We start from the raw sequence: 13202 nt of genomic DNA on the forward strand, positions 1-13202 counted from the left end.
TCATGAATACGTGCTGTGTTATGCGCACCCCGGCTTCTCGTTCGCCGGACTGGACAAGGATCTGTCCGGGTATAAAGACCACGATCATGGCAACCCCGATCCCTGGAAGCGCGGCGATCTGACCAAGTCGCACGACTACCGCGCGCGCCCGAACGGCTTCTATCCGGTTCACGATCCGCAACAGGATGTCTGGTATGCCCCCAATCCCAAGCGGGTCTGGGCCTTTGCCTCCGAACAGTTCGTGAAACCGGGCCAGAAGCTGCGGCGTGAGACGATGGAGCAATTGATCCGCGAGGGGCGGGTGATCTTCCCGAAAAAGGACCGTACCGCCTTTTACGCCACTCTGGAGGAATTGCGCGCTGCCATCGTGGAGGGTCAGGCCCCGCACTTCCTGCAACTGGGTCTGTTCGCCACCCGCGAGGAAGAAAACGCGTACCTGTCGCAATATGTGGGCAAACGCCTGGGCTACGGCACACCCGGTTACAAGCGCTTTCGCTCGGAGGTCCGGCGGCCCAGCAAGCCGATTTCGAGCTGGATCGTGGGTCTGAAGGAGGATGACGGCGCGGAGGACCGGACGGTGCTGCGCAGTGGCCTGAACGCCGAGGGAACCACCCTGCTGGGGCAGATGCTGCAATCGGCGGGCGTGGGCTTCAGCTATCCCAAACCGCTGTCGCTGGTCCAGACCCTGATCGCGCAGGCCACTGGCCCGGACGACACCGTGCTGGACTTTTTTGCAGGGAGTGGGACCACCGCGCACGCCGTCCTGGCGCTGAATGCCGCCGAGGAAACCTCGAATCGTCGCTTCATTCTGGCGTCCTCCACCGAGGCCACGCCGCAGGAGCCGCAGAAAAATCTGTGCCAGTCGGTGACCCGTGAGCGGGTGGCGCGGGCCATCCAGGGCTACACCCACCGCACCCGCTCCGGCCCGGTGCAGGTGCCGGGGCTGGGTGGGGATTTCGCTTATCTGCGCGCGGCTGGCGTTCCAGCAGGGAAGACGGCCCAGGAACAGGTCTGGTTCGCTCTGCAACTGCGTCACTTTCAGGCGCTGGGTGAATATCGCCCGGACTGCGCCCTCCAGCAGCACTGGACCGATGGGCTGGCGCTGTTCTATCTGATCGAAGCTAGCCCTGAAGTGCTGGACGAGGTTCGGCGGCTGGCTGAGGCGGCGGGGCGGCCCGTCACCGTCTATAGCTGGCCGTCGGTGGCAGTGGACTTCGAGTTGGAGAACGTGACCGTCTGCGCCGTCCCGGCAGAGCTTTGTGAAGCGTTTGGAGGAAGATGCCCCTGACCGCCGCAGATGCCATTCCCCTTCTCCCTCTGGTCTCGGAGGTGCTGGTGCAGACGGCTGCCATCACCTGCGCGCGGCTGCTGCCGCATGTGCGAGACCGGGCCGACTTGCATGGCCGCGATCCGCTGGAGAAGTACCACAACCTGCTGATGGGCGAGATCGCCGAACTGGCGGTGATCGCATATCTGGTTGGGCAGGGCAAATACGCCGTCTCGGCAGTGGATAAGGAGGCAGCGACGCCCGACGCGGGCCACGACATTCTCGTCCGGCGCAGGGACGGCACGGCGGCGAAATGTTCGGTGAAGTCATCTCTGTCGTATCGGCATGGAATAGAGGCGATTCCGGGGCAGTTCCGCCCTGCCTTCAACCGTCGGGAGCCACGCGACATCAATATTCAGGTGTATTTTCATTACCGATTGGAGGGGGAGCCAAGAACCACCGTGGCCGCCTCGAACCACGCCTACATCATCGGCTGGGCCTCCGAAAAGAAGTTGCTGGAATCGGGATTTATCGTCTATAACGGCGAGAAACGGTGGGTGGCAGACCTGAAGCTGGCCGATCTGTCACCACTGGCCGAACTGCTGCCGCTGCTGTCGTAAAGACTTTGCCGTGGCAAGCCCCACACCCTGGCCCCGCTTTTCGCCGTAGCCTGGGCCGCATGGACAGGCCGTTGGTGTGTGTGGGGGCGTTGGTATCGGATGGGGACGGGCGCGTGTTGCTGGCGCGAACGACGAAATGGCGCGGACTATGGGGCGTGCCGGGCGGCAAGGTGGACTGGGGCGAAAGTCTGCTGGACGCCGTGGCCCGCGAATTCCGCGAGGAAACCGGGCTGATCCTGCGCGACATTCAGTACGCGCAGACGCAGGAGGCGGTCCTCTCACCGGAGTTCCACAAGCCGAGCCATATGCTGCTGTTCGATTATTTTGCCCGAACAGACCATACCGAGATCACGCCCAACGAGGAAATCGAGGAATGGGCCTGGGTGACGCTGGCCGAGGCCGCCTCTTACCCGCTGAACACCTACACGCAGACGCTGGTGGCCCTGGCGCAGCGCGGGACAGAGTGAATGGGGTGAAGGGGACGGCGCTGGTCACCGGCTCGGCCCACGGCATCGGGCGGGCGCTGGCGCTGGCCCTGGCGCGCGAGGGTTATAGCGTCGCCGTGCATTACCGGGGCAGCGTGATGGAGGCCGAGGAAACCGCGCAACGGTGCGAGGAAATAGGGGTGCAGGCCGTGACCTTGCAGGCCGACGTGAGCGATCCAGTCCAGGCCCGCGAACTGGTGCGCCGGGCGCATGCCGCCTTCGCCGGATCGCCGCTGGCCGTGCTGGTCAACAACGTGGGCAACTACGTGAACAAACCGCTGTTGGACACCACCGATGCCGAGTGGGCCGAGATGCTGGGCAGCAACCTGACCGCCACCTTCGCCACCTGCCAGGAAGCCTCGCCGCTGATGCAGGCGGCGGGATTCGGGCGCATCGTCAATCTGGGCTACGCGGGCGCACACAACCTGACGGCGCGGCCCGGCATCGTGCCGTATGTGATCGCCAAGACCGGGGTGCTGCAACTGTCGCGTTCGCTGGCCGCCGTGCTGGCAGGCAGCGGCGTCAGCGTGAATGTGATCAGCCCTGGCGTGATCGAAACCAGCGTGTCCCAACCCCTGCGCGAGATTCCTGCCGGGCGCGCGGGCACGGTGGCCGAACTGGTAGACGCCGCGCTGTACTTCGTGCGCGCCAGCGACTACGTGACTGGGCAGGAGCTGGAAGTGGCGGGTGGCTGGAATCTGTAAATGGAGGTGGGTGTCAGAGGAAAAGAGGCCAGCGAGCAAATGCCCTGGCCTCTTTGAAATGTCTTGCGGCCCAATGGCCTTGCCTCAGCGCGCCATCACAGGCACGTTCAGTGTGACCCGCACGCCGTCCGGTAGCGCCGTGTCCGGGCTGTAGTACAGCACCTCGCCGTTCTTATCGGCGATGATGGCCCGCACGGCGTATTCGTGCGCGCTGTTCAGGCGGACTGGGTTGTAGACCATCTGGTATGGCGTGGACAGTCGGGTGGTGCTGAACTTGATGTCCACCACCGACTTGGCGGCGGTCAGGTCCACCAGACTGACCATGATCTGGCTGCCAGCGGGCAGGCGCAGGCCCTCGCTGGGACCGGTGACGCGGCCCTTGACCTCGCGGTAGCCCTTGGGGATGGACTCGCGGTTGTAGTCGTCCTGGGTGCTGGGTGCTGGCGCAGTGGCCGCAGGCTTGATCGGGGTCAGGGTCACGCCGCCAATCTGGGTCTGGGCCAGGGCAGAGGAAGCGAGCAACACGCCACAAAGGCTGAGGCTGAGGGAAAAGGAAACAGGGCGGCTCATATCTTCATGGTGGGGGCTGAGGCTGATTTCTTTGTGATCGGATGTTGATTTGGTCTTCAGAACCCGGCACGGCATCGCCGAAAAAGGTGGTCTGAGGCTACGCCAGCACACTTAGAGGCGGTATGCCAAAGCCGCTACGCGATGCTACGTATTTAGCTGTAGACATAATTGACCTGTTCTGTCACAATGGCAGTTATGTCTCATTCTTTTTCCGTGGATCTCGGCGGACTCATTGATCTGCTGAGCGAACACCTGTACAGCGGCCCCGAGGTGTATGTCCGCGAATTGATGCAAAACGGCATCGACGCCATCCGCGCCCGTCAGCAGGGGTCCGGCGAGGTCTTCTCGCCCGCGCTGGGCTTTGAGATCAGCAATGAGACCCTCACCTTCACCGACAATGGCGTGGGCCTGACCCCGGACGATATTCACACCTTTCTGGCGACCATCGGGCGCAGTTCCAAGCGTGGCAACATCGAGCTGATCGGACAATTTGGCATCGGCCTGCTGGCCTGCTTTCTGGTCAGCGAGGAGATCGAGCTGGTCAGCCGCAGCGCTTCCGGCACGCCGCCCCTGCGCTGGCTGGGCCGCGCCGACGGTTCCTACACCCTGGAAGACGGCCCCGCCGATACGCCCATCGGCACCCGCGTCACCCTGAGCGCCCGTGAGGGCCGCGCCGAATACCTGCTGCCAGAGCGGGTCTCGGAGTGGGCAGGCGATTTTGGCGGGCTGCTGCCCTTTCCTGTGGCGGTGAACGGTGTGGCGGTCAACGGGCAGGGCGCACCCTGGCTGGACACGTCGCACGGTGAGGAAGCGAGGCGCGAGGCGGTCATGGCCTACGGCGCGGAGCTGCTGGGCGTGCCGCCGCTGGATTTCGTGGATATCGACACCGGGGCCGGACAGGTGCGCGGGGTGGCCTTCATCCTGCCCTGGACGCCCACGCTGGAGCGGCGCGGGCAGCACCGCGTCTACGTGCGGCACATGCTGCTCTCGGACAGGGAAGAGGAATTGACGCCGCGCTGGGCTTTCTTTATCCGGGCGGTGCTGGACGGCCAGGGGCTGCGGCCCAACGCCGCCCGCGACGCCCTGCGCGACGACGGCGAGCTGCGGGCCGCCCGCGAGGAAATTGCCGCGCAACTCCGCGCCTACCTGGTGGATCTGGCCGGGCGTGACCCCGCTGCCCTGCGCCGCCTGATCAAGCTGCATTTCCTGAGCATCAAGGCGCTGGCTGCCGAGGATGACGCCTTCTTGCAGCTCTTCATGCCCTGGTTGCCCTTCGAGACCAGCGCGGGTTCTCTAGCCCTGCCCGAATATCTGGCGCTGGGCAGCCAGGAGCATCCCGAAATCCGTTTCTCGGGCGATCTGAACCTGTACCGTCAGGCCGCACAACTGGCCCTGCCTGGGCAAACGCCGATTGTCCGGGCCATCTACACCTACGACTCCGCGCTGCTCTCGCGCTACGCCGCACTGAATCCAGGCGTGCGCCTCACGCAACTCAGCCCCAATGATCTGGTGCAGGAATTCAGCGCCCTGACCCCGCAGGAACTGGCCCAGACCGCCACGCTGCGCGAGGTGGCCCGCGACACGCTGCTGCCGCTGGACGCCGAGGCCCGCGTGAGCCGCTTCGACCCTGCCGAATTGCCCGCGCTGGCCTTCGCGCGCCCACACCGCGAACTGGCCCGCACCCGCGAGAAGGTGGGCGGCGCGGGCGGTGGCCTGTGGACGGACCTGCTGGGCGATCTGGGGGCCGGGGGTCAGGAGGCGGCGATGGAGGTGCATTTCAACGTCGCCCATCCCCTGATCCAGCAGGCCGCGCGCCTCCCCGACGCTCCCCTGCTGCGGCGGGTGCTGGGCATGCTGTATGTCCAGGCGCTGCTCCTCGGCCAGCATCCCCTGACCACCCGCGAGCTGGCCCTGCTCAACGGCGGCCTCGCCGATCTGATTGGCGATGCCCTGGCCGGGGCCGGGCTGGGCGAGCGGGAAAGCGTCTCGCGCCTGAATTGAGCGGGCGGCTGAAAGCCCTCACATCCGATGAAAGTGATTCGGACTTGCATGCCCCTTCTCCCCCTGTGGGTGACTCGTAGAGCTGCGAAGCAGAGGGAGGGAGCCACCGGACAGGCCACTCCCAACTTGTCAGTACCTCATTTTCATCTCAGCTCCCATCCCCACCAAAAGGAAACTTCCCATGTCACAGCAACTTCAAGACCTGTATGACCGGATCGACGATTTGCCCCGCTGCCCGGAGGAACTGGCGCTGATTGAGGAAGCGGCGCGCCTGACCGATCTGATGCAGGACGAGGCCGAGGGCTACCGCGTCCGCCGCATGCTGATGGACAGCGCCCACGCGGTAGGCCAGAGCGAGAAGATGCTGGTGGCGTTCGGCTGGTGCCGCGATTATGCGGACCGTCACCCGGAGGCGCTGGACGAGGGCGAGCAGCAGGATTTGCTGTGGCACCACCGCTGGGTGGTCAACGCCGGGCGCACCTTTCCGCAGATTCCCACACCGCGTCTGATGGCGCTGTACGAGGACTACGCCCGCCGGATTCTGGGCCTCAGCAGGCACAACGAGGCCTTTGTGGGGTTGCTGTACGCCATGCATATCGGTGACGGCGCGGCAGCCAGCGGGCATTTTGAACGGCTGACCAGCACCGTGCGCGATGAGCTGAGCGCCTGCCCGGCCTGCGAAGCCGAGATCGAGGCCGATTACCATCTGTTCTGCGGTAATGACGAGGCCGCGCTGCGGCAGATTCAGCACATTCTGGACAGGCGCATGACCTGTGCCCATATCCCCACCGGCACCCACGCCCTGGCCCTGGCCCCGCTGATGCGTCTGGGCCGCTGGGACGAGGCCGGGCAGCATGCCGCCCGCAGCCGCCAGAGCGTATCGGGCGATCCCGATCACCTGTGGGCGCAGGCGCGGCACCTGGAATATCTGGCGCTGACCAGCCCTAACGCGGCCCTGAAGTGGTACGCCCACCACGTCGCCTGGGCCGAGCAGACACGGGAACTCGGTGCGGCCCAGACCTTCCACGCCGCCGCCGCCGTGCTGTTTACTGTCCTCTGGAACGGCGATCAGACAAAGACCTACGCCATCAGGCTCGCGCCCACTGTCCCAGGTTATGCCGAGGACGGACAGTACAGCGCCAGGGAGCGTATGGATCATCATCTTGGTGAGGCGCTGCGCCTTGCCAGCCTGTTCGATGCCCGCAACGACACCGCGCAGCAGCGGCGGGAAGTGGACATGGTGCTGGCGCTGGCGCGGATTGCACCACCAGCAAAAGCGTGAGCCGCAGATTGCCATTCAGAAGAGTCGGCTTTTGGCCCAGATCAATAACCTGGATCAGTAACGCCCGGACCAGTAACCCCCAGATCACTAATGCAGTCTTCAAGGAGGCTCCACCATGACCGACCCCTACGAACTTCTGGAGCAGCAAGAGGACATGGACTACGGCCCGGAGCGGGTGGCCGCCGCCGAGGAAGCGGTGCGCCTGGCTGACCTGAGCGGCGACGGGGAGGCCAGCTATGACGCCCGTATCGCCCTGGTCGAGGCGGCCACCATGTCGGGGCAGGCCGAGAAGATGTTCCCGGCCTTCGCGTGGTGCCAGCATTACGCGGCGCAGCACCCGGACGAGGTGGACGACTTCACGTTGGCCTGGGATCACAAATGGGTGCTGAGCGCGGCGCAACAGTTCCCGCAGTTTCCGCTGGGCCGTGTCCATGAGCTGCACGCCAGCTACGCGCAGTACGCCCGCAAGTTGGGAGCCGGGGCCAGCAGCATCCCGTATATGCAGATGCAACTGGCGATGCACACGGGCGATCACGCGGCGGCGCAGCGGGCCTTTACCGTGTGGCAGTTTGCCAAAGACGACCTGCTGAGCGACTGCTCGGCCTGCGAGGCACAGACCCACGCGGAATATCACCTGTTCATGGGCGATGACGCGGCCTGTCTCAAGCAGGGCCAGGCCATCCTGAAGAAGAGAATGGGCTGCGCGGAAATCCCGCACCTGACATACGGCACGCTGCTTCAGCCCCTGCTGCGTCAGGGTGAACATGAACTCGCTCTTGGGTACGCGGTCAAGGGCCGCAAGATGGTGGAGGGGAACCCGGATTTTCTTCGCACCCAGGCCGAACATCTGGAATTTCTGGCCCTCACGGACCCGGCTGCCGGGCTGGACTGGTACGCCCGCCATCTGCCCTGGGCCGAGCAGAGCCGCGAGCGGCTTTCGCAGATGAACTACCAGGCGGCGTCCGCGTTGCTGTTCAGCAAGCTGGAGGGTGAGACGGTCACGCTGGCGCTTCCGCCTGAAGCCGAGGGCTGGCAGCAGGGCGGCGAGTACTCGGTCTCTGAGCGGCTGGTGTTGCATCTGAGCAAAGCACGCTCCCTGGCGGCGCAGTTCGACGGGCGCAACGGCACGCCCTATTACACCCAGAAGCTGGCGCAAACGCTGGGTGAAGGCGCTTGAATACGGGCGTGCCCATCCCAATGCCGCTGCTGCACCACGCCGACGCTACCGCGCACCTGAGCGGCGATCCCACCATGCAGGAGCTGATCGCCCGCAACGGAGATTTGCCAGTGCTGACGCCCACCCCCGATCCCTTCGCCACCCTGATCCGCAGCGTCAACGGTCAGCAACTCAGCGTGAAAGCTGCCGCCAGCATCCACGCCCGCCTGCTGGAGCGTCTGGGCACGCTGGACGCCGGGACGCTTTTGCAAACCCCCGGCGACGATCTGCGTGCGGCTGGCCTGTCGTGGGCCAAGGTGAGGACCGTGACCGCCATTGCCGAGGCCGCCCACACTGGCACGGTGGATTTCGCCCACATCGCCACCCTGCCCGACGAGGCCGTGATTGCCGCGCTGGTTCCGCTTCCCGGCATAGGCCGCTGGACTGCCGAGATGTTTCTGATGTTTGCCCTGGCCCGCCCCGACGTGTTCAGCATCGGTGATCTGGCGCTGCGGCAGGGGCTGGCGCGGCTTTATCCCGATCAATCCACAGACGACGTGCTGGCCCTGTGGACGCCGTACCGCACGCTGGCCGCCCGCTACCTGTGGGCCGACAACCACCGGGTCAAAGCGGGTGGAGCGCCGATTGGCTGACACGAAGCCTCTCAGTCTTCAGAGCTTTCCTGTTCCTGCCACTGGGCATAGGTCATCCGCTCAATCTCAAACCCGTCGTGCGTGCGCGTGTAGCCGCCGCGCCCACCCATGCGCCCGATCAGGTCCAGCGCGGCTGTATCCACGTAATGTTTTTCCTCGTCCAGAACGGCGTCGGCGCGCAGGCTCAGGCCGATGACGCGGCCCAGCACGATGCGGGTGTTGCCGATCTGAATCGTCTGGACTTCCACGCATTCCAGCGTGACGGGGCTGGCCTGCACTCGGGGGACCGCGATTCTGACGCCGGGTTCCATCTGGATGTCCAGCTTCGTCGTCTCGGCCATGCCGTGCGGAAAATCGGTGGCCGTGTCGCTCATGACCTGGGCCAGTGCTGCGCTGACCAGATTCACGCTGAATTCGCTGCCGGACGGGATGTTCAGTGCCGTGTCCTTGGGCGTGCCGTCTGCGCGGTTGCCAGGGGCGAAGGCCACGATGGGCGGATCGGACCCCATCAGGCCGAAGAAGCTGTAGGGGGCCAGATTGGGGACGCCATCCGCGCCCCGCGTGCAGACCCAGGCAATCGGGCGCGGCACGACGGTGGCCGTCAGCAGCTTGTAGCGGGCGGAGTTGGGGAGTTCGGTCAGGTCAAAATGTTTGAAACCAGTGGGCAGGGCCATTGCCCCACCCTAGCGGGCGCTAGCATGGCAGGCCATGAGCGCCGATACACAGACCTCCTACCGCGACGCCTATGCCCGCCTGTCGCGGATTGCCGCCGAGCTGGAAACGGGCGAGGCCGATCTGGACCGCGTGCTGCCGCTGCTGGAGGAGGCCCGCGAAGCCTACGCGCAGTGCCGTGAGCGCATTGAGGCTGTGCGTGCCGTGCTGGCCGGGGACTGGGCCGATGGGGGAGAAGTGGACGTGGAAGACGAGGAGTAAAAGCGAAGCCTCTCACGCTGCACTTTTCTTCCCGTCAAACGCGCTTAAACTAGGCCCCGATGCTGCCCGCCCGTTCCCCGTTCGCCCGCCTGGAGGGGTTTCTGCGCGACACCCTGGGCGGCGGCGCGACGCGGCTGCACGAGGAAGAGGCCGCCCCCGCCCGCACCGTAGACGCGACAGAACTGGGCTGGTCTGCGGGCGTGGCGCGCGGCTTCGGCTTTGGTCAGGTCTACGCCCATCAGGCGGAAACGTACAAGCTGATGCGCGAGGGCAAACACGTTATCGTGACCACGCCGACGGCCAGCGGCAAGACCGGGGCCTTCTTTCCAGCGGTATTTGATCGGCTGGAACGCGATCCACAGGCCACTGCCCTCTTCGTCTACCCCCTCGTAGCATTGGGGCAGGATCAGCGCGACAAGCTGCTGGCCTTCAAGGAAAAGGGTGGCTTCGGCTGGGACATCGGCGCATTTCAGACCAGCGCACAGGCCGCCGACGCCTTTGCGGACGGCGTGCGGATGGTCACGGCCACCCCCGACAAACTGCACTGGTCCCTCACGCATCCCCGCGTGCGCGAGTTCCTGAAGAATCTCTCCTTTATCGTGCTGGACGAGGCCCATACCTACCGGGGCGGCTTCGGCTCGGAGGTGGCCGGGATGCTGCGCCGCCTGCTGGAGCTGTCGCGGGCTTTGGGGGCCAATCCGCAGGTGGTGCTGAGTACCGCCACGATTGGCAACCCCGCCGAATTTGCCCGCGAACTGATCGGCGTGGACGCGGTGGAAGTCTCGGAATCCGGGGCGGCCAAACCCGGAAAACGCTTTTACCTGGCCGATCACCGGGGGCAGCCGCGCCGCTTCTGGAATGCCGTGATGGACGCCAGCGTGCGCTATGACCTGAAGGTGCTGGCTTTCTTCCGGGGCCGCAGCCGGGCCGCGCGGCTGTATGGCACGTACCGCACGCAGCCGCAGTATGCCAAGCGCGCCCACCTGTACATGGCCGGAACCAGTGACCGCGAGGGCCGCCTGACCGAGTTCCGCCGCGCGGGCAGCGGCGTGATGTTCGCCACCAACGCGCTGGAGGCCGGGGTGGACATCGGGGATCTGGAAGTGGTCATCATTGACGGCTATCCGGGTTCTCGCATGGCCTTCCGGCAGATGGCGGGCCGTGCCGGGCGAATCGCGCCGGGGCTGGTGCTGTACCTGCCCGCGCTGAACGAACAGGGCGTGCCGCAACCCGCCGACGCCTTTTACAGCAACTCCGGCAACTTTCTGGAACTGCTGACCGGCCCGATAGAAAAGGCGGTGGTGGAGGCGGCCAATCCCTACCTCTCGCCCCGGCACCGCGCCCGCCAGAACGATGAATACTACGCGGCGGGTCTGGCAAGTCTTCACCCCGCCGCCGTGGAGACGCAGAAATACTGGAACCTGCGTGGCGAGGGCAGTCTAAAATACGCCGTGGTGGAGGCTGCCGACTGGGAAAAGCTGGGGCCAAAGGCGCTGGACGCTCCGCTGGAATCGCCCAGCCAGCATTACGCCCTGACCGAGAAGCACGAGGGCGCGGTCTTCACGCTGGATGGCCAGGGCTACAAGGTGCTGCGCTGGGAGAAGCACCCCGCCGGAACCGCGATTGTGGTGGAGCGCTTCAGCGCTGAGAACCTGTTCACGCGCGGGTTGTACAGCATCGAGGTCACGCCGGGGCAGATGACGCCGTGGCAGCGGCGCGGGCCTCTGGCGTACCGGCACGGCGAGGTCAGCATTCGCCGCCGCTACACCGGCTACCAGATGCTGCGGCAGGTCTTTGAGCGCGTGTGCGTGGGCTGTGACCGCGATCCCGGCCCCGCCGAACGCACCTGCGCCCGCTGCGGGGGCCGCATTCAGGACCGGATGCAGGACCACAAGCTCTCCGAACACCTGTACGACGCGCCCACCGAGCTGGCCCCCTTCCGCACCAGCGCGCTGGAAATCGGCCTTGACCCGCGCGCCACCGAGCGGCCCAGCGCCGTGGCCCACACTCTCAAGCACCTGCTGCAAAAGGTCACGCCGGAGCGAGTGGCCTGCGACGAGAACGATCTGGCGGGCGCGTTCCGAGAGGGCCACGACGCCTATTTCTTTCTCTATGACGACTGGCTGGGCGGTCTGGGCGTGTCGCGCCGCGCCTACGAGCAACTGGACGATCTGCTGGTCCGCGCGTTGGCGCTGTGTTCTAAGACGTGCTGCAAGAACGCGGAGGGGTGTTACGAATGTATCGCTGTCTCGCGCTGCTACTCGCCGTACCTGCCCAGCGGGGAGCGCCGCCCCACGGATAAGCACGCCACCAAGTTGTTTCTGGAAACCCTGCTGGGCGTGCAGGCCGCGCCGGAAGCGGAAGCCGCCGCCCCCGAACCTGTTCCCGAACTGGCTCCGTCGTGGCCCCTCCAGGCGCGGGAACTGCTGGATTTGCATGGCCTGTCCCTGCCCGAAGTCAGCGCGCGCCTCGGCATTCCCAGCCGCGAGTTGCAACGCGCGGTCAGCAGCACCCAGCCGCTCCGCCTGCACCACGCCAAATTCGGTGACGGCGTGTTCATGGGCGGCTTCCATCAGGGCGACAAACGGGAAGTGCTGGTCTATTTCCCAGGCGTGGGGCAAAAGAGGTTGCTGCTGAAGTTCGCGGGGTTGACTGTGATTGAGCGTGTGCCAGTAGGGTAATTCAGCCTGCTCGTTTGTCGGATACACGCGTCTCGTCTTCAGATTGCGAAGCCACCACTTTCACACTGACCAGACCTTCCAACATTCTGTCCAGTTCAGGGTCACCGCGCTGTCCCTCGGCCCAGAGTTCTGGCGAGAGCTGATGCCCGTTCCAGAAGGCATTTTCTTCATTATGGCTGTCGAATTCGGGAATGTCTTCCATACGCGTGATGACTTTCATAGGGCTTACGCGAAACTGGGCAAGTCTGAAATTCTGGGCTGGTGGGAAGACCTCGAAAAGTCGGGCGGCAACGGTACTGCGAGTTTTTGGCTGCAACACAGATCAATCGGACACAAACCTATTTTGCCAACCACGTCGATGATTTTGCTCATGACGCCGTTCAGCGCTACCTGAAAGGTGACTGTTTAACGGCAGCGGAGGTGTGGACGCAGGTGCGTCCACACGTCAAATTGAGCGACAAGGGTTACATCATCTTCGACGACAGCGTGATGGACAAGCGCCATTCACGCCGCATGGCGCTGGTTCGAAGGCAGTGGAGTGGGAACGAGAAACGAACCATCCGAGGGATGGGCGTCGTCACCTGTGTGTACGTCAATCCTGAAACCCGCGAATTCTGGATCATCGACTACCGCATTTATGCGCCGGACGACGATGGAAAAAGCAAAGTCGATCACGTCCTGGACATGCTTCGCCGCCTCTTTGAAAAAGAGGCCCGTCAAGAACTCCGCTTCCGGTGCGTGCTGATGGACACCTGGTATGCCGTCACGACGATCATGTTACGAATTCTTCGTGGTGGAAAGTATTTCTGCTGTCCTGTGAAGGGAAATCGCACGCTATACATCTCCGATG

At 64.8% G+C, this 13202-nt stretch carries 14 protein-coding genes (1 of these 14 only partly in view); 11 read left to right on the top strand and 3 right to left on the bottom strand.

Going from position 1 to position 13202, the window contains the following annotated elements; all coding sequences use genetic code 11:
• The 4 genes in view from BOO71_RS03240 to tmpR are tightly spaced (at most 59 nt apart) and all read left to right on the top strand, a layout consistent with a single transcriptional unit that may run on beyond the window.
• A protein-coding gene (locus BOO71_RS03240; RefSeq protein WP_075830550.1) for a site-specific DNA-methyltransferase crosses the window boundary here: on the top strand, positions 1-1288 show its 3' portion. 554 nt of this gene lie to the left of the window's left edge; the window shows 1288 of its 1842 coding nt (coding positions 555-1842); its start codon lies beyond the left edge, outside the window; the stop codon is at positions 1286-1288.
• On the top strand, positions 1279-1887 hold the full coding sequence (locus BOO71_RS03245; protein WP_075830551.1) for a hypothetical protein: 609 nt from the start codon (positions 1279-1281) through the stop codon (positions 1885-1887). Before BOO71_RS03240 ends, BOO71_RS03245 begins: the two co-directional genes overlap by 10 nt.
• Before the next feature lie 59 nt (positions 1888-1946).
• Complete coding sequence (locus BOO71_RS03250) at positions 1947-2354, top strand: NUDIX domain-containing protein (protein WP_075830552.1); 408 nt, start codon at positions 1947-1949, stop codon at positions 2352-2354.
• Positions 2355-2359: 5 nt separating this feature from the next.
• Positions 2360-3076 (top strand): bifunctional dihydropteridine reductase/dihydrofolate reductase TmpR, encoded by a 717-nt coding sequence (gene tmpR, locus BOO71_RS03255; protein WP_075830562.1) that lies wholly within the window; start codon positions 2360-2362, stop codon positions 3074-3076.
• An 84-nt stretch (positions 3077-3160) separates the two neighbouring features.
• Here tmpR and BOO71_RS03260 read toward each other — a convergent pair whose 3' ends face one another.
• Entirely contained in the window at positions 3161-3601 is a 441-nt protein-coding gene (locus BOO71_RS03260) for a YbaY family lipoprotein (RefSeq protein ID WP_175607340.1), read from the bottom strand.
• A gap of 240 nt (positions 3602-3841) precedes the next feature.
• On the opposite strand from BOO71_RS03260, the gene BOO71_RS03265 reads away from it, so the two are divergent.
• The 4 genes from BOO71_RS03265 to BOO71_RS03280 all read left to right on the top strand — a co-directional run bounded on the left by BOO71_RS03265 (position 3842) and on the right by BOO71_RS03280 (position 8738).
• Positions 3842-5647 (top strand): HSP90 family protein, encoded by a 1806-nt coding sequence (locus BOO71_RS03265; RefSeq protein ID WP_075830554.1) that lies wholly within the window; start codon positions 3842-3844, stop codon positions 5645-5647.
• Between the two features lie 181 nt (positions 5648-5828).
• Positions 5829-6929, top strand: coding sequence for a hypothetical protein (locus BOO71_RS03270; RefSeq protein ID WP_075830555.1), 1101 nt, complete (start codon positions 5829-5831; stop codon positions 6927-6929).
• Positions 6930-7044: 115 nt separating this feature from the next.
• Positions 7045-8106: a hypothetical protein gene (locus BOO71_RS03275; protein ID WP_075830556.1), complete on the top strand. Its 1062-nt coding sequence runs from the start codon at positions 7045-7047 to the stop codon at positions 8104-8106.
• Positions 8107-8126: 20 nt separating this feature from the next.
• Positions 8127-8738: a DNA-3-methyladenine glycosylase family protein gene (locus BOO71_RS03280; protein ID WP_075830557.1), complete on the top strand. Its 612-nt coding sequence runs from the start codon at positions 8127-8129 to the stop codon at positions 8736-8738.
• A gap of 11 nt (positions 8739-8749) precedes the next feature.
• On the opposite strand, the gene BOO71_RS03285 is transcribed toward BOO71_RS03280, so the two are convergent.
• Positions 8750-9412 (bottom strand): flavin reductase family protein, encoded by a 663-nt coding sequence (locus BOO71_RS03285; RefSeq protein WP_075830558.1) that lies wholly within the window; start codon positions 9410-9412, stop codon positions 8750-8752.
• A 34-nt stretch (positions 9413-9446) separates the two neighbouring features.
• Between BOO71_RS03285 and xseB the strand changes: the two genes are divergently transcribed.
• Entirely contained in the window at positions 9447-9671 is a 225-nt protein-coding gene (xseB, locus tag BOO71_RS03290; RefSeq protein ID WP_075830559.1) for an exodeoxyribonuclease VII small subunit, read from the top strand.
• Positions 9672-9730: 59 nt separating this feature from the next.
• A complete protein-coding gene (locus BOO71_RS03295; protein WP_075830560.1) occupies positions 9731-12352 on the top strand; it encodes a DEAD/DEAH box helicase in 2622 nt (873 codons plus the stop codon).
• A gap of 1 nt (position 12353) precedes the next feature.
• On the opposite strand, the gene BOO71_RS03300 is transcribed toward BOO71_RS03295, so the two are convergent.
• Entirely contained in the window at positions 12354-12572 is a 219-nt protein-coding gene (locus BOO71_RS03300; RefSeq protein WP_075830561.1) for a hypothetical protein, read from the bottom strand.
• Positions 12573-12613: 41 nt separating this feature from the next.
• Between BOO71_RS03300 and BOO71_RS03305 the strand changes: the two genes are divergently transcribed.
• On the top strand, positions 12614-13202 hold a 589-nt coding region (locus BOO71_RS03305), incomplete at its 3' end, for a transposase (RefSeq protein ID WP_139322712.1).

It is taken from the genome of Deinococcus marmoris (genome assembly GCF_001949125.1).
Lineage (GTDB): Bacteria > Deinococcota > Deinococci > Deinococcales > Deinococcaceae > Deinococcus > Deinococcus marmoris_A.